Origin of the sequence: Ahrensia marina (genome assembly GCF_001293565.1) — a bacterium.
Classification (GTDB): domain Bacteria; phylum Pseudomonadota; class Alphaproteobacteria; order Rhizobiales; family Rhizobiaceae; genus Ahrensia; species Ahrensia marina.
Genome location: NZ_JXMU01000026.1, coordinates 37746 through 55162 on the forward strand (window position 1 = coordinate 37746; position 17417 = coordinate 55162).

A 17417-nucleotide genomic window follows, 5' to 3' on the forward strand; every position below is an offset into this window, starting at 1 on the left:
AAACTGCTTTCATCAAGGCTGAATGTTTTGAAACTACAAATGAGAACTTGGGCGAAAAATGCAAGCCGTTCTGTCTCTGGAACCCTGTTTCCGGATGTTTGTCTGGGTTGCGGTACTTTTGTCACAAAGCAAGGTGTTGTTTGTGCGCGGTGCTGGGCCGACCTTCACTTCATCGAACGTCCTTTCTGTGAAGTCAACGGCACGCCTTTCACTGTCGACTTTGGATTGGGCGCTGTAAGTGCGGATGCTATTGCCAATCCTCCCCACTATCATGCGGCCCGTTCGGCAACGATACATGTGTCAATTGCAAGGCGGCTTGTTACGCGGTTGAAATATGGAGACAGGACCGACCTTGCGCCCTGGATGGCGGACTGGATGGTCCGCGCTGGCCGTGATTTTATCAATGAAACAGAGTTGATTGTGCCTATTCCTTTACATCGCTGGCGGTATTTCTCCCGCCGTTACAATCAATCCGCTGAACTGGCACGTGCCATTTCTCAAAAGACCGGCAAGCCTCACAATCCCGCAGCACTGGCAAGAAAAAAATCAACGCGGCAGCAAGTCGGCCTGAATTTACGCCAACGGCAGGAAAATGTTCGCGGTGCCTTCATCGTACCCGAAGAACAGCATATACAAATAGCAGGACGTACAATCCTTCTTGTCGACGATGTTTTAACCACCGGCGCAACGGTCAATGCCGCCGCCAAGGCATTGCAAAAATCAGGCGCAGCAAAAATTTATGTTTTAACCTTCAGTCAGGTTGTCCCTCATTTTATAGAGCCGCACAAAATCCGCTCAGGATAACCAAACACCGTAATTTGATGCAGTTTGCATTTGCTCAAAAGCAATCACTGCCTATATAGGCGGGTGAAACTTTAGGAAACACAATGGCTAATGTAACAATTTATACGCGCAAAATGTGCGGTTTCTGTTCGGCAGCAAAGTCACTGCTCGATAAGAAAAAAGTATCCTACAAGGAATATGACGCAACTTTTGATCCTGCGCTTAAAAAAGAAATGATTCAGAAATCAAACGGCGCCGCTACTTTTCCGCAAATATTCATCGGCCAGCTTCATATTGGTGGCTGCGATGATATGATGGCGCTTGAACGTGCTGGCAAACTTGACCAGCTGCTAAAGGCTTGATCATGCGCTGCGCTGCAATTCAAATGCGATCTGGTGTCGACGTCGCAGCAAATATTGCTGCGATGCAAACTTTAATACGTGAAGCTGCCGCCGATGGCGCGCAATATGCCCAAACGCCAGAGATGACAGGCCTTTTGCAAAAAAGCCGTAAAGATCTGATGATGGCGATAAAACCGGATGAAGAAGACCCGGTATTTGAAGCGGCGGCAGCGCTCGCCAAGGAGCTGAAGGTTTGGGTGCATATCGGCTCGACACCAATTTTGCTGGAAGGCGGCAAAGTTGCCAACCGTGCGGCACTGTTCTCGCCCCAAGGAATTCGCGCGGGAACTTACGACAAAATCCACATGTTCGATGTTGATCTGGACAATGGGGAAAGTTGGCGTGAAAGCGCAATTTATGAAGCAGGCGAAGCCACGCAAATCGTGCAGGCGGGAGAAATAACCCTCGGTCTCGCCATCTGTTATGATGTGCGTTTTCCTGAAATTTTCCGTCAGCAAGCTTTGGCCGGTGCCAACGTTCTGACCACACCGGCCGCCTTTACCAAACAGACCGGGCAAGCGCACTGGCACGTTCTTCAGCGCGCGCGGGCCATTGAAAATGGCGCATATGTTATAGCAGCCGCGCAAGGCGGCACCCATGAAGATACACGCGAAACCTATGGCCATTCACTCATTGTAGACCCTTGGGGCAATGTTTTGGCTGAAAAAGACGATGATCAGCCAGGCCATATTGTTGCAGATATTGATATTTCAAAGTCTGAAGCGGCGCGCGCAAAGATTCCGAATTTGAAAAATGCCCGCCCGTACCGCGTCGAAACACAGCACGTCGATTAGAGCCATGAAATTCTCGCTTGAGTGTAAAAATTCCCATGCCTTTGAAGGCTGGTTCAAGTCAAATGATGATTTTGAAACACAGTCAAAACGTGGCTTTCTGGAATGCCCTATTTGCGGCACACATGAGGTGGCCAAATCCCTGATGGCCCCGTCTGTCTCGACCGGGCGTCAGAAAGAGAAAATGCAGGTCGCCGCCGGTCAACAAGCGCAGGCCCAGATCATGGCCAAAATGATGGAATTTGCCAAAGAGGTTAAATCCAAGGCCGACAATGTGGGCGATAAGTTCCCTGAAGAAGCGCGCAAAATTCATTACGGAGAAACCGAAAGCAGGCCAATTTACGGAAAAGCTTCCAACGAAGAGGTGGCCGACTTGCTGGATGAAGGCGTCGACCTTATGCCTTTGCCCGATGTTCCCGATGACGAGAAGCTGAATTAGTTTGTTTAAGATTCACGCTTCGCCACAACCATATAATTGACATCCATGTCTTTTGACAGGTTCCAGTCATCGGTCAGTGGATTATAAAAGACACCGCTGCGCTTGAACACGGAGACCCCCGTCCCTTCCAGTGCAGCATCAATTTCCGACGGCTTGACCAGTTTTTCGTACTGGTGCGTACCCTTGGGCAGCCAGCGCAAAACATTTTCAGCCATAAATATCGCCAGCGCGCGTGCTTTGGTTGTCCGGTTGATTGTCGCGATAAATATCAAACCGCCCGGTTTGACCATATGCGCACAGGATTTCAAAAACAGATCAACATCGGAAACATGTTCAACAACTTCCATATTCAAAATGACGTCGAACTGCTCTCCTTGCGCATCGAGATTTTCAGATGTCGTCGCGCGGTAATCAATCGTCAGCTCTGACTGTTTTGCGTGAATCTTCGCGATTTCAATATTTTTCTCCGAAGCGTCCGCGCCAACAACATCGGCGCCCATCCGTGCCATTGGCTCGCAAAGCAATCCGCCGCCACATCCGATGTCCAAAATTCGCAGTCCTGAAAACGGTTTGTCCTGAGAGGCATCCAGCTCAAAATGCTCAGTCACGGTTTCGCGTATATATCGTAGCCGCACCGGATTGAATTTATGCAGCGGTTTAAACTTGCCTGCCGGATCCCACCATTCGGCCGCCATAGCCGAAAAACGGTCAACATCATCTTGATCAATTGTCGTGGTATTGTCGGCGGACATAACAGGCTCCTTGTTGCCAAGAGATTGAGCGTCAGTGCCCACAAGTCAAGAGGCACAGTGCCGCATAGTGCACGCACGGTGATGAGCTTGCAGCGTTGAAAAGTTTTCGCTAAGGAGCGCGCAGTAATTTTATTAAGTCCAACGACCAGTAGTCGAGCATCGCATAATGGCCCGCATTGTCATGAAATTTGGCGGCACGTCCGTCGCCGATATTGAACGCATTCGCAATGTGGCCAGGCATGTAAAACGTGAAACCGATGCAGGACATGAAGTCGCCGTTGTTGTGTCCGCTATGGCGGGCAAAACCAACGAGTTAGTTGGCTGGGCGCGTGAAGCCTCGCCGATGCACGATGCGCGTGAATATGATTCAATCGTTGCTTCCGGCGAACAGGTGACATCGGGCCTTCTTGCCATAACATTGCAAAGCATGAGCGTTGACGCACGCTCATGGCTTGGCTGGCAAATACCGATCAAAACTGACAATGCCCATGGTGCGGCACGCATTATGGACATTGAAGGTTCTGAAATGGTGCGCCGTTTGGGCATTGGCCAAGTGGCCGTTGTTGCAGGATTTCAGGGCATTGGACCGGACAACCGCATCGCCACACTGGGCCGCGGTGGATCAGACACCAGCGCCGTTGCCATTGCAGCAGCAATCAAAGCGGACCGCTGTGATATTTATACAGATGTTGACGGTGTTTATACTACCGACCCGCGCATCGAGCCCAATGCCCGCAGGCTGAACAAGGTCTCCTATGAGGAGATGCTTGAAATGGCCTCGCTGGGCGCGAAAGTCTTGCAGGTCCGTTCTGTTGAACTGGCCATGGTCCATAATGTACGCACCTTTGTGCGTTCCAGTTTTGAAGCGCCGGACGCACCCGGAATGGGCGATTTTGACAATCCGCCCGGCACACTGATTTGTGATGAGGATGAAATCGTGGAAAAGCAGATCGTTACCGGCATTGCTTATGCAAAAGACGAAGCGCAAATTTCGTTGCGTCAGCTTGATGACCGCCCCGGTGTGTCAGCGGCAATTTTCGGGCCATTGGCTGAAGCCGGAATTAATGTTGATATGATTGTCCAGAATATTTCCGGCGACGGCAAATATACAGACATGACTTTTACCGTACCGCACGGCGATCTTCAAAAAGCTGTTGCGCTGCTAACCGAAAGCAAAGAAAAAATCGGTTTTGACCAGGTCCAATCTGAAGCCGGTCTCGTCAAAGTTTCTGTGATTGGCGTCGGCATGCGTTCGCACACCGGCGTTGCGGCAACCGCATTTAAGGCAATGGCCGAAAAAGGCATCAACATTCGCGCGATTACAACATCGGAAATCAAGATTTCTATTTTGATCGACGGACCATATGCGGAACTGGCCGTAAGAACACTTCATAATGTTTATGGTCTCGACAAGGCTTAACTTGCAGTTCAAAATCAAAGCTGAATAAATCGGCGCGCTTATCTGTTCACGCGTTCCGTGAAAGAGGTATTGCAGTTCTATGCGTGAAATAGACGCCGGCCCAAGAGTATTACTGAAACGGATTCGCCAGATCATGGCGAAACCGATGGACCCGCAAGCGCGCCTTGATGATTTTGTTAAACAAATCGCTCAATCCATGGTCGCGGAAGTCTGCTCGGCCTATGTATTGCGCGCAGACAGCATTCTGGAGCTTTATGCGACCTTCGGTTTGAACCCTGACGCGGTGCACCTGTCACAATTGCGTCTCGGTCAGGGTCTTGTCGGCACCATCGCATCGTCCTCACGTGCTTTAAATTTATCAGAGGCGCAAAAGCATCCGGCTTTCCAATATCTGCCGGAAACTGGGGAGGAGCTTTATCACTCGTTTCTCGGTGTTCCAATATTACGCGCGGGCCGCACGCTCGGCGTTCTTGTTATCCAGAATGAAGCGCACCGCGTTTATTCCGATGATGAAGTTGAAGCCATGGAAACCGTTGCCATGGTTATCGGTGAGCTCATCGCCCAAGGTGATTTAAAAGGCTTGTCCACGGCCGGTGTTGAACTGGATATGGAAAAACCGATTTCGCGACACGGCCAGTCTTTGTCAGACGGTATCGGCCTTGGCCATGTTGTTCTGCATGAGCCGCGTGTTGTTGTAACTAATCTTTTCAACGAAGACACGGATGCAGAGCTTGAAAGGCTGGAAAAAGCCATTCGCGGCCTCCGGCTGACCATTGATGATATGCTGGCACGGCGGGAAGTCGCTTTTGAAGGCGAGCACCGCGAAATTCTTGAAACCTATCGCATGTTTGCGCACGACAAAGGGTGGGTGCGCCGCATGGAAGAAGCGGTGCGCAACGGTCTGACTGCTGAAGCGGGCGTTGAAAAAGTGCAAAGTGACATGCGCGCGAAAATGCAGTCCGTCAACGATCCTTTTTTGCGTGAACGGTTAAGCGATTTCGACGATTTGGCGAACAGGTTGCTGCGTCAACTGGTGGGCAATGCCGGTGCCAAAGCAGGCAACATGCCACAGGATGCCATCCTGCTTGCCCGCACAATGGGCGCAGCAGAGCTTCTGGATTATCCGCGCGATACGTTGCGTGGCCTCGTGCTGGAGGACGGTGCACCGACAAGCCATGTCGTTATTGTGGCGCGGGCAATGGGCATTCCCGTCGTCGGTCAGGTGAAAGGCATCGTCGCCGTTTCGGAAAATGGCGATGCGATCATTGTCGACGGCATTGCCGGCGATGTTCACATTCGCCCGCAGCAGGATGTCCAGTTGGCGTTTGCGGAAAAAGTTCGTTTTCGCGCCAAGCGTCAGGAAGAATACCGCGCATTGCGCACCCAGCCTAACATTACCAAAGACGGTGAAGAATTCACCTTGATGATGAATGCCGGTCTTATGGTCGATATTCCCCAATTGGAAGAATCAGGCGCCAGCGGCATCGGTCTGTTTCGAACAGAATTGCAGTTCATGGTGGCAGCAACCTTCCCCAAGGCGGACGCTCAGGAAAAACTATACCGCGCAGTGATTTCAGAAAGTGGCGGCAAGCCAGTCACGTTCCGTACGCTCGATATTGGCGGCGACAAAGTGCTTCCTTATTTCCGCAATGCGCCGGACGAAGAAAACCCGGCGCTTGGCTGGCGGGCAATTCGATTGGCTCTGGACCGGCCCGGCCTTTTCCGCACCCAACTCCGCGCGCTATTGCGGGCATCAGCGGGCAGCGAGCTGCGCCTCATGGTGCCGATGGTGTCTGAAATTTTGGAACTCAAACAATCCCGCGAACTCGTTCAAAATGAGGTGCGCCATCTCTCCAAATTTGGCCATGGCCTGCCGAACAAGGTGCATCTGGGCGCAATGCTGGAAGTGCCGAGCCTTTTGTTCGATCTAGACAACCTTATGAAAGAAGCCGATTTCATATCAATTGGCTCCAATGATCTTTTCCAGTTTTTCATGGCAACGGATCGCGGCAACAGCCATGTTGCAGGCCGCTTTGACACATTAGGAATTCCGTTTTTGCGGGCCTTAAAGACGATTGCCGATAAAGCCAGAGAGCACAACACATCGCTGACTTTGTGCGGCGAAATTGCTTCTCGGCCGATTACAGCGCTTGCCCTACTCGCGCTTGGCATAAACAAGACATCCATGTCACCGGCAGGCATTGGCCCTGTCAAGGATGCGCTTTTGAAAACCGACATCGCTGCGCTGCGCAGTGAGCTTTTACCATGTCTGGAAAACAGCACCTCACCGCGCTGCGCCCGCACGCTTATTGAAGATTTTGCTGAAAAGAATGATATACCGCTTTAGCGCCATATCGCTAAAAGCAAATACCGGTTTGCGTTCGATATTGCCGCAAGCCCGATTTTAATACCCAAACGAGATTTATTCCGCGAATGATAGAATTGCCTGACGACAAAATGGACCAGATGGTTAAGCGTTTTGAGATGCTTGAGGCTCAGATGGCCGAAGGGCCGGATGCTGAAACCTATGTGAAATTGGCTGGCGAATATTCCGATCTAGAAGATATCGTAAAAAATATCCGTTTGTATCGCGCAAAAACGGCTGAAAAAGCTGAACTTGATAGCATGCTTGCGGATCAGGATACAGATGCGGAAATGCGAGAGCTTGCAGAGGCTGAACTTGAAGAAGTCGAAGAGACGCTCGAAGGCCTGCACAAAGAAATCCAAATATTGCTGCTGCCCAAAGACGCCGCTGACAATAAAAGTGCAATTCTTGAAATCCGCGCTGGAACAGGCGGACTGGAAGCTGCGCTTTTTGCTGGCAATCTATTTCGCATGTATGAGCGTTTTGCCTCGGAAAACGGTTGGAAAGTAGAAGTCATTTCCCAAAGTGAAGGCGATGCAGGCGGTTTTAAAGAAATTATCGCAACGGTGTCGGGACGCGGTGTATTTGCGAAATTCAAATTTGAATCCGGTGTTCACCGCGTACAGCGTGTGCCCGAAACAGAATCGGGCGGACGCGTTCACACATCGGCGGCCACGGTTGCCGTTTTGCCGCAAGCCGAGGAAGTCGACATTGAAATCCGCAATGAAGATATTCGCATTGATACAATGCGCGCCTCTGGTGCCGGTGGCCAGCACGTCAACACAACCGACAGTGCCGTGCGCATAACCCATATTCCAACCGGCGTTGTTGTGGTGCAGGCGGAAAAATCCCAGCACCAGAACCGTGCGCGGGCAATGGAAGTGTTACGCGCTAGGTTGTACGATATGGAACGTCAGAAAGCAGCCGAGGAGCGCTCTGAAAACCGCAGGCTTCAAGTCGGTTCCGGCGACCGTTCAGAACGCATCCGCACATATAATTTCCCGCAAGGACGGGTGACCGATCACCGCATTAATCTGACGCTTTATAAGCTCGACCGGATTATGGAAGGTGATTTGAACGACGTGATTGATCCCTTGATCGCTGATTATCAGGCCAATCTTTTAACGGAAAACCTGGAAGGCTGATCGTTGACAAACGGCAGTGACGCAAAAAGCATCGGTCAAGCATATCGCGATGCTCAACAACAGTTTCGCGATGCAGGCTTGGAAACGCCCGATATTGATGCCGCACTGTTGCTGGAACATGCCAGCGACGCGACGACAATCGAGCGCATAACACGGCCCGAACGACAAATGACAGGCGCGCAAATCAGTACATTTGCCAACTTTGTAGAACGCCGTATTGATCGCGAACCGGTACATCGTATCATTGGTGAGCGCGAATTTTATGGCCTCGCGCTCGGTTTAAATGAAGCCACGCTCATACCGCGCCCGGACACAGAAATTCTGGTCGATATGGTGCTGCCTTTTGTGCAGCAATGCATTAAAAAAAGTGGACGCTGCTCGATTTTAGACCTTGGCACCGGAACAGGCGCAATTGCACTCGCGATATTGAGCCAAGCGCCAAAGGCCACGGCAACAATCACTGATTTAGAACCCAAAGCACTTGAAATGGCTCTTACCAACGCTGAGCGCCACCAGCTTCAGGAACGGGTGACATCCATACAGTCTGACTGGTTTGAAAATGTGTCAGAGCGCTATGATTTAATCCTTTCAAACCCGCCCTATATAGCTAGTGAAGTCATTAAGGCTTTGTCGGTAGATGTGCGTGATTACGACCCTCACCTTGCACTGGATGGCGGCGAAACAGGGCTGGATGCATACAGCATTATTTCATCGCAATGCGCGTCTTACTTGAAGACGGACGGACGAATCGCCGTAGAAATCGGATTTGATCAAAAAAACAGCGTCACAAAGCTGTTCAATCAAGCCGGTTTCAAGGCAATCGAAGCTCGAACCGATCTTAACAGGAACAATCGGGCGCTTTTTTTCACATAAATTTCATGAATTTAAGTAAAAAATAAAAAAAGCGCTTGGCAAGCAGCAAAAGCAACGTTACCAAAGATAGCAAGTGAAGCCGAGTGACGCTCAGTCCGGCATAACACAGTAATCTAATTCACTAACGGGCGACGATAGGTTTGCGAGCAAGCAAATATCGTCATGGGAAACCTCGTTTGAAAGTGACACGAGATCTAAAATGATAATTATCCGTAGCGATCGAATGGTCCAAGCCGGATTCAAGCTTCTGAACAGTAAGACGAGATTTAGATGAGACCACAACAGCAGGGTCGTCGCCGCAACAATAATCGCGGTGGCAATAACAACAGAAACCGCAATCAGAACCCGCTTCAGCGCAGTTATGAAAGCAACGGACCGGATGTAAAAATACGCGGTAATCCGCAGGTCATTGCTGATAAATACAATCAACTTGCACGCGATGCGAGTTCTGCCGGTGATACAGTTATGGCTGAAAACTACTTTCAGCACGCAGAGCATTACACACGCATTATCATGGCAGCGCAGCCTCCCCAGCAGCAGCGCGATGACAATGATCAAACCGATAACGCGCAAGACGAAAATGACGGCACCGACAATAATGAAACGCAGGCCAATGCCGGCGGCGATCAGGATAACCGCAACAATCGCGGGCGTGGGCGCAATCGTGGCCGGGGCCGCGACCGTGACAACGACCAAAATCGTGATGGCGATCAAAATAATGATGCCAAAAACGATGCAGATGACAAGGCGGAAGTGACAGCAGACGCTTCACAGAAAAAGCCGGCAGAAGCAAAAAAAGACAATGCTGAACACGCAGCAGAACCGGTTGCCATCGCACCGGAAACAACTGAGGCCGCAGCAGAAGCAGCACCGGTGAAAAAGCCGCGTGCACCGCGCAAACCGCGTGCGCCCAAGGCTCCAAAAGCAGAAGCTTCTTCTGAAACTGTAGCTGAGCCGGTATCTGCCGAACAGGCCAGTGAGCCAAAGCCGGAAGCGGCTGAATAATCTTCAGCTTTTTGGCTGAGTGATTGAACCCGTCTTGAACAAATCAAGGCGGGTTTTATTTTTTCAAAGGGGAACATCCTTCGCAATTGAGCGTTACTCAACCACAGCAACCAATAAGAAGGATACAGTTATGAACTGGGATATTGTTGAAGGTAATTGGGAACAGTGGAAAGGCAAAGCCCGCGAGCAGTGGGGTAAGCTAACCGAGGATGACATGGACGTTGTACAAGGTAAGCGCGAACAACTCGTCGGTAAAATCCAAGAAAACTATGGTAAAAGTAAAGACGAAGCTGAAAAAGAAGTCGATGACTGGCTCAATAGTTAAATGAAGTCTCGAAAAGCCCCTGACAGTCAGGGGCTTTTTTCTGTTTGCAGCAGATAAATAAAGCTGCCTCACGCCCCGTGCGGAACAAACCTTTTATTCACATATAACAGTTCCCATATATTGTTTGACGATAGGGCTTGCCTCATTGATTGTCTGTCATGGGCAATTTGGGAGTCCGTCATCGATAAATCTTTGTCCATTGCCTTTTCAGGGATGGTCATAAATCGGAGACAAAAATGAATATTGAACAATACTCGGAACGCGTGCGCGGTTTTATTCAAAGCGCACAAACCTACGCATTGGGCGAAAGCCACCAACAGTTTACACCGGAACACCTTCTTAAAGTTTTGGTCGATGACAATGAAGGCATGGCCGCCTCACTGATTGAGCGCGCAGGCGGCGATAGCAAACAAGTTCGCTTGGGCGTTGAAGCAGCGCTTGGCGCGCTGCCAAAAGTTGAAGGCGGCAACGGCCAGCTCTATATGGCTGCACCGCTAGCGAAAGTTTTCAAAACCGCGGAAGAAGTTGCCAAAAAATCCGGCGATAGTTTTGTCACTGTCGAGCGGCTTTTGCTCGCTTTGGCGATGGAAAAGACTGCGAAAACTGCCGACATCCTTAAGAAGGCCGGCGTAACACCAAACGCATTGAATACTGCCATTAATGATATACGCAAGGGCCGTACCGCTGACAGTGCAAGCGCTGAAAGCGCCTATGACGCATTGAAAAAATATGCCCGTGACCTGACGGCGGATGCCCGTGACGGCAAGCTTGACCCTGTGATTGGACGCGACGATGAAATTCGCCGCACCATGCAGGTTTTGTCACGCCGCACGAAAAACAACCCTGTTCTAATTGGCGAACCCGGCGTTGGTAAAACGGCGATTGCTGAAGGCCTTGCCTTGCGCATTGTTGACGGCGATGTGCCTGAAAGCCTGCGCAATAAAAAGCTGATGGCGCTTGATATGGGTGCCTTGATCGCAGGCGCGAAATATCGCGGTGAGTTTGAAGAACGCTTGAAAGCTGTGCTTAACGAGGTTCAGGCAGAGGCCGGTGAAATCATCCTGTTCATAGACGAGATGCACACACTTGTCGGGGCCGGTAAGGCTGATGGCGCTATGGACGCATCAAATCTGCTCAAGCCAGCCCTCGCCCGCGGTGAACTTCACTGCGTTGGCGCAACAACGTTGGATGAATACCGCAAGCACGTTGAAAAAGACGCGGCTCTTGCGCGGCGCTTCCAGCCGGTTTTTGTGAATGAACCGGCTGTCGAAGATACCATTTCGATTTTGCGCGGCCTGAAAGAGAAATACGAACAGCACCATAAGGTTCGGGTGTCGGATTCAGCCTTGGTTGCAGCCGCCACGCTTTCAAACCGCTATATTGCAGACCGCTTCCTGCCCGATAAAGCCATTGACCTGGTCGATGAGGCAGCATCGCGCCTGCGTATGCAAGTTGATTCCAAACCGGAAGCGCTGGACGAAATTGACCGCCGCATCATGCAGCTTAAAATCGAGCGGGAAGCCTTGCGCGCTGAAAAAGATGCGGCCTCCAAGGACCGTCTTGAAAAGCTGGAAGAAGAGCTTGCTGATCTTGAAGACAAGTCAGCCGAAATCACCACGACCTGGCAGTCCGAAAAAGAAAAGCTTGGTGCCGCAGCCGATCTAAAGCGCCAACTTGAGGAAGCACGCAACGAGCTTGCCATTGCGCAACGCTCAGGCGAGTTTCAACGCGCCGGTGAGTTGACCTACGGGACGATTCCGGACCTCGAAGCCAAGCTGGCAGAAGCTGAAAAGCGTGAAGAAAACTCCGGTACCGCATCCTTCGTTGAGGAAACAGTGTCACCGGATCACATTGCGCATATTGTGTCGCGCTGGACCGGTGTGCCTGTTGACAAAATGCTCGAAGGCGAACGCGACAAGCTGCTGCGTATGGAAGATGAAATCGCTAAACGTGTTGTCGGCCAGGGCGAAGCGGTGCAAGCGGTTTCCAAAGCGATACGCCGTGCGCGTGCCGGTTTGCAGGACCCGAACCGTCCGATTGGCTCGTTCATCTTTTTAGGGCCCACAGGCGTTGGTAAAACAGAGCTGACCAAAGCACTGGCGGACTTCCTGTTTGATGATGATCAGGCAATGGTGCGGATCGACATGTCCGAATTCATGGAGAAACATGCTGTATCACGCTTGATCGGCGCACCTCCGGGCTATGTTGGCTATGATGAAGGCGGGCTTTTGACCGAAGCTGTCCGGCGCAGGCCTTATCAAGTTGTCCTTTTCGACGAGATTGAAAAGGCCCATCCGGACGTCTTTAACGTGCTGCTGCAAGTCTTGGATGATGGACGTTTGACCGATGGTCAGGGCAGAACTGTGGACTTCAAGAACACGCTCATCATCATGACGTCAAACTTGGGGTCGGAGTTTCTTGTCAATCTGACAGAAGATCAGGACGTCGACCTCGTGCGAGATGATGTCATGAATGTGCTGCGTGGTGCTTTCAGGCCTGAGTTCTTGAACCGTGTTGACGAAACCATTCTGTTCCATCGCCTCAAACGGGCAAATATGGGCCAGATCGTCAACATTCAGCTCAAACGTTTGGAAGCGCTTCTGGCGGACCGTAAAATCACTTTGGAGCTGGATGAAAAGGCCCGCGAGTGGCTCGCAGAAAAAGGCTATGATCCTGCTTATGGTGCACGTCCGCTTAAACGGGTAATTCAGAAATATGTGCAGGACCCGCTGGCGGAAAAAATTCTTGGCGGCGAAATCCTCGACGGCTCGACCGTAAAGGTGCTGGAGGGTTCGGACCGGCTTAATTTCAAGGCCGTAAAACCGGCCAATGACCAAGCCGCATAAGAAAACAATGAAATGGCTGCCGTTAAAACGGCGGCCATTTTATCGTCGTATTCCAGTGGCTTAAAGTGACCTCAAGGGACGCTTTTGGAACCTGACGTCTATTCAGGCATTGATAGTCAGGGACTGAATTACAAGGGGTTATAACGTGTCTGCACGCCTATTATACATTTCAACGCGTTCTGTTTTGTGCGCATACACTTTCGCCTTTGTTGCCAGCTCCGCGATAGCACAACAATCGTCCAGATTTCCAAATGGTCAGGCCATTCCGTTGGCAGGAATCGGGATCGCAATCGATCAGGACGGGCGTAAAATTACCTATGACCTTGAGACCGAAGAGATCATTCGCATTGAAGTGCCCGAAACTGGTGAGATATTCACAAGCACGCCGGCCGACCCCTCACAGACCATTACCGCGCCGCAACGTGTCGAGCGCGCGCCGCTCGGCGACCCTGCGCCATCTGATTTTGCAACCGTAGAGCCGGAGTTTGAACCGGTACCGGAAGATCCAAACTTTGACCGCAGGCCGCTACCTTCCGATGAGAATATGCAAGCTGTTGTGCCGCCGATGAACGATGATCCGTTTGCAGAGCCGCAAACAATTGGCCCTCAGCCTTCTGACGAAACACAAACGGCGGCGATCATAAAACCTGACAATCCAAACCTTGATGACAAGCCTGAATTTACGGCCAAGTTACAGATACTGCTTGATCGCTTGGGGATGTCGCCCGGCGTTATTGATGGCAGGAACGGCAGCAATGTGAGAAAAGCACTCAACGCGCTTTCACTCAAAAATGGCCGCGACCTGACATCGCTTTCAGACGGGGAGCTGGAGGCGGAATTAATGTCGACAGGCGGCCCCGCTTTTTCAACCTACACAATCACACCGGAAGACACATCCGGACCGTTTGTCAGCGCTATTCCTGCTGATTATGCCGAAAAATCAAAGATGCCGGCCATGTCTTATACTTCTGCAATGGAAGCATTGGCCGAGAAATTCCATATGGATGAGAACTATCTCAAAAAACTCAATCCGGGCGTGGATTTCAATCGAGCCGGCACGACGATTAAAATCGCAAACACCGGAGAAAAGATCAAAGTGAAAGTAGCGCGTATCGAAGCCGATAAAGGCGCCGAACAGGTGCGTGCCTATGATGCGCAGGGCAATTTGATTGTCGCCTATCCCGCAACAATCGGATCAACAGCTACCCCGTCGCCATCAGGCACTGTGACGATCGAACGGATCGCACTGGACCCGAATTATACCTACAATCCGAAGATCAACTTTACACAAGGCGACAATAAAGAAGTTTTGACAATTCCGCCGGGCCCCAACGGTCCTGTGGGCTCTGTTTGGCTCGCCCTTTCCAAGCCGACTTACGGCATTCACGGCACGCCGGACCCTGCCCGCATCGGCAAGTCTAATTCCCACGGCTGCGTGCGCCTGACAAACTGGGACGCGCAGGAACTGGCTGGCATGGTGTCCAAAGGCGTGACAGTTGAATTCCTTGAGTAATCGGGCGATTGTCTATTCATGACGCGCGATGAGTACAATGATTTCTGTGAAAGCCTGCCGCACACCACACATGTTGTGCAATGGGGAAATGCTGACGTATGGAAAGTCGGCGGCAAGGTTTTTGCAATAGGCGGCTGGCAGGATAATACTGATAGCGACCCTCACGTCACTTTCAAAGTTTCCGATATGGCGTTTCAGATACTGGGCGAACAGGAAGGGTTGCGCCCCGCGCCTTACCTTGCCTCGCGTGGCATGAAATGGATTCAGCGATATCGTGATGACGCAATGAGCGATGATGATTTGCGCGAATATTTAAAAGAAAGTCACCGTTTGATTTCTCTTAAACTAACGAAAAAGTTACAGCGTGAGCTCGGCCTAAACCAAGATTGAATTGACTTACCAATACGCGCAATCCAAATCACTGATCATACTATTTTTGATACCGAGGCAGCCTTGCGTTTCACACTCCTTGTCTTGATTTTACTCGTTCAGTCCTCTTTCGCAGCAGCGCAAAAACTGCCTGCCACAAGCGATGCGTTTGACACTATCAAAGTGGGTGGAGCGCAGCTTTATAAGCCGGAAAAACCATTCCGCGATCCGCGTATCACTACACTGCAAATCGTCATGGACCGCGCCGGTTTTTCTCCCGGCGTTATCGACGGTTTGGATACCAAACGTTTCCACATGCAGTTGAGAGCTTTTAAAACCGCGCTTAATCATGATTTTAAACTGAATGATCAAGAAGCTTTATCCCGGCTTTTGGCACAAAGCGGCGGTGAGGCATTTATTGATTATGAAATTACAGCGAAAGATCTGGGCTATCGTTTCACACCGGACATTCCGGTACTATATGTCGATCAGGCATCCATGCAGCGCATCGACTTCACCTCAGCGCAGGAAATGTTTGCCGAACGCTTTCACATGGACGAGCAATTTTTGACAGAACTGAATGAAGGCAAAGAATTTTCAAAAGTGGGCGAGACAATCAAAGTTGCTGCTTTCGGGAAATATCTACAAAAGCGCATTGCCCGCATTGAGGCTGATAAAAGAAATCTTCAAGTACGCGGCTACGATGAAAAGGGAAATATCGTTGCCACCTATCCTGCCTCAATCGGGTCTACGGCAACGCCCTCCCCCACCGGCACACACACCGTGCGCAACAAGGCTCAAAACCCTGCCTATACCTACGACCCGAACGGGTCAGCACAGCCCGGTCAGTCCAAGGGCTTGGTATTGCTACCGCCGGGTCCAAACGGTCCGGTTGGAGGAGCGTGGATCGGTCTGTCAAAGAAAACATATGGTATTCACGGCACACCGGACCCGTCCAATATCGGGGTCACAGCCAGTGTGGGCTGTGTGCGGCTGACCAATTGGGATGCACTCGAGCTGGCACGTCTTGTAAGCCGCGGCGTTAAAGTAACCTTTATTGAGTAAAGGTCAGCTTCCTGTTTGCATTGCACCGCCAGCGCGATTACATTGCAGCGCACAATTAAAAATAGGCGGGGAAAATGACTGAGATCAAAAAAATTGGTGTTATTGGCGCAGGGCAAATGGGAGCAGGCATCGCTCAGGTTTCTGCGGCCGCCGGCTATAGTGTCGTGCTAAGCGATATTTCCCTTGATAATGCAAAAGCTGCGATCGAAAAAATTGGCGCGTCAACGGCCAAGCTCGTTTCGGGCAAAAAGATGGATGCAAAAGGCCGCGACACAATCCTCGCCAATATGACTGCCGCTGGCGAGCTCTCTGCTCTGGGTGATTGCGATCTTGTCATCGAGGCGGCAAGTGAAGTCGAAAGCATCAAGACATCGATTTTCAAAGAACTTTGCCCGTTGTTGAAGCCCGAAGCGCTGATCGCTTCCAACACCTCATCCATTTCCATTACCCGTTTGGCCTCGTCAACCGACAGACCGGAACAGTTTATGGGTATTCATTTTATGAATCCGGTTCCACGCATGAAGCTAGTGGAACTCATTCGCGGTATTGCAACCGCCGAATCGACATTCAAAGCCGCCAATGAATATGCCGTCGATCTTGGTAAAACCGTAACAACGTCCGAAGACTTTCCTGGCTTTATCGTCAACCGTATTCTTATGCCAATGATCAACGAAGCGATTTATACGCTGTATGAAGGCGTCGGCACAGTTGAATCAATTGATACGGGTCTAAAGCTTGGCGCCAATCATCCGATGGGGCCGCTTGAACTTGCCGATTTCATCGGTCTTGATACCTGTCTTGCAATCATGCAGGTGCTTTATGATGGGCTTTCCGATTCCAAATACCGTCCATGTCCGCTGCTGGTAAAATATGTGGAAGCAGGATGGCTTGGCCGCAAAACCAAACGCGGATTTTACGATTATCGCGGCGAAACACCGGTTCCAACACGTTAAGTCAGAACCGGTATTCGACAATTAATATAGCGGAGAGACTGAGCGCGGTGAAATATCGCCGCGGGCAGGCATATTAGGTCCCAGCGTTTTGATGTGCGCAGCCAGACGTTTACGCAGCGGCAACTGACCCGCAGATCTTTGCTCAAACGGTGACAGTGCTTCATCCAGTGTTTCGATTGTAAGTGGCTTTGCCATGGTGATTCCTTTGCAGCGCCTCCCAGGATCATAATACGCAGCGATTATGTTCTTTCAATGGAAAATTGTGCATCGCAGCATTATCCTAAAGCATAGGTCTTGGCGACCGATTTGACTGGATCATAATTGCGGACTAAATAGATTTCGTGGTGATTTGGCCGGTCGGCTTGCAGCCAC

The 17417-nt window shown here is 50.9% G+C and carries 17 protein-coding genes and 1 riboswitch; of the genes, 15 read left to right on the top strand and 2 right to left on the bottom strand.

Annotation, left to right across the window (positions count from 1 at the left end; all coding sequences use genetic code 11):
- Positions 1–39: 39 nt before the first annotated feature.
- From SU32_RS14725 to SU32_RS14740, 4 genes are all read left to right on the top strand, one after another.
- On the top strand, positions 40–804 hold the full coding sequence (locus SU32_RS14725) for a ComF family protein (RefSeq protein ID WP_054000139.1): 765 nt from the start codon (positions 40–42) through the stop codon (positions 802–804).
- 83 nt (positions 805–887) lie between these two features.
- Positions 888–1145, top strand: a complete 258-nt coding sequence (grxC, locus tag SU32_RS14730; RefSeq protein ID WP_054000140.1) for a glutaredoxin 3 — start codon at positions 888–890, stop codon at positions 1143–1145.
- A 2-nt stretch (positions 1146–1147) separates the two neighbouring features.
- Positions 1148–1978: a carbon-nitrogen hydrolase family protein gene (locus SU32_RS14735; RefSeq protein WP_054000141.1), complete on the top strand. Its 831-nt coding sequence runs from the start codon at positions 1148–1150 to the stop codon at positions 1976–1978.
- Positions 1979–1982: 4 nt separating this feature from the next.
- Positions 1983–2414, top strand: coding sequence for a DUF1178 family protein (locus tag SU32_RS14740; RefSeq protein WP_054000142.1), 432 nt, complete (start codon positions 1983–1985; stop codon positions 2412–2414).
- A 5-nt stretch (positions 2415–2419) separates the two neighbouring features.
- Here SU32_RS14740 and ubiG read toward each other — a convergent pair whose 3' ends face one another.
- Entirely contained in the window at positions 2420–3166 is a 747-nt protein-coding gene (ubiG, locus tag SU32_RS14745) for a bifunctional 2-polyprenyl-6-hydroxyphenol methylase/3-demethylubiquinol 3-O-methyltransferase UbiG (RefSeq protein ID WP_054000143.1), read from the bottom strand.
- Positions 3167–3332: 166 nt separating this feature from the next.
- Here ubiG and SU32_RS14750 point away from each other — a divergent pair, with 166 nt between their 5' ends.
- From SU32_RS14750 to SU32_RS14800, 11 genes are all read left to right on the top strand, one after another.
- Complete coding sequence (locus tag SU32_RS14750; protein WP_054000144.1) at positions 3333–4586, top strand: aspartate kinase; 1254 nt, start codon at positions 3333–3335, stop codon at positions 4584–4586.
- Positions 4587–4665: 79 nt separating this feature from the next.
- On the top strand, positions 4666–6933 hold the full coding sequence (ptsP, locus tag SU32_RS14755; protein ID WP_054000145.1) for a phosphoenolpyruvate--protein phosphotransferase: 2268 nt from the start codon (positions 4666–4668) through the stop codon (positions 6931–6933).
- Positions 6934–7019: 86 nt separating this feature from the next.
- Entirely contained in the window at positions 7020–8096 is a 1077-nt protein-coding gene (gene prfA / locus SU32_RS14760; protein WP_054000146.1) for a peptide chain release factor 1, read from the top strand.
- 3 nt (positions 8097–8099) lie between these two features.
- Positions 8100–8969, top strand: coding sequence for a peptide chain release factor N(5)-glutamine methyltransferase (prmC, locus tag SU32_RS14765; RefSeq protein ID WP_054000147.1), 870 nt, complete (start codon positions 8100–8102; stop codon positions 8967–8969).
- A gap of 270 nt (positions 8970–9239) precedes the next feature.
- Positions 9240–9974: a DUF4167 domain-containing protein gene (locus tag SU32_RS14770; RefSeq protein ID WP_054000148.1), complete on the top strand. Its 735-nt coding sequence runs from the start codon at positions 9240–9242 to the stop codon at positions 9972–9974.
- Between the two features lie 130 nt (positions 9975–10104).
- Positions 10105–10299, top strand: coding sequence for a CsbD family protein (locus SU32_RS14775; protein WP_054000159.1), 195 nt, complete (start codon positions 10105–10107; stop codon positions 10297–10299).
- A gap of 236 nt (positions 10300–10535) precedes the next feature.
- Positions 10536–13145, top strand: a complete 2610-nt coding sequence (clpB, locus tag SU32_RS14780; RefSeq protein ID WP_054000149.1) for an ATP-dependent chaperone ClpB — start codon at positions 10536–10538, stop codon at positions 13143–13145.
- Between the two features lie 268 nt (positions 13146–13413).
- On the top strand, positions 13414–14658 hold the full coding sequence (locus SU32_RS14785) for a L,D-transpeptidase (RefSeq protein ID WP_425394285.1): 1245 nt from the start codon (positions 13414–13416) through the stop codon (positions 14656–14658).
- Between the two features lie 18 nt (positions 14659–14676).
- Positions 14677–15048: an MmcQ/YjbR family DNA-binding protein gene (locus SU32_RS14790; RefSeq protein WP_054000151.1), complete on the top strand. Its 372-nt coding sequence runs from the start codon at positions 14677–14679 to the stop codon at positions 15046–15048.
- 63 nt (positions 15049–15111) lie between these two features.
- Positions 15112–16092, top strand: coding sequence for a L,D-transpeptidase (locus SU32_RS14795; RefSeq protein ID WP_054000152.1), 981 nt, complete (start codon positions 15112–15114; stop codon positions 16090–16092).
- Between the two features lie 74 nt (positions 16093–16166).
- Positions 16167–17045, top strand: coding sequence for a 3-hydroxybutyryl-CoA dehydrogenase (locus SU32_RS14800; protein WP_054000153.1), 879 nt, complete (start codon positions 16167–16169; stop codon positions 17043–17045).
- Between the two features lie 21 nt (positions 17046–17066).
- Here the strand turns inward: SU32_RS14800 and SU32_RS17330 are convergent, their stop codons facing one another.
- Positions 17067–17240 (bottom strand): hypothetical protein, encoded by a 174-nt coding sequence (locus SU32_RS17330; protein WP_160316315.1) that lies wholly within the window; start codon positions 17238–17240, stop codon positions 17067–17069.
- A 136-nt stretch (positions 17241–17376) separates the two neighbouring features.
- A riboswitch (SAM riboswitch) is annotated at positions 17377–17417 on the top strand. This riboswitch is flagged as partial in the annotation.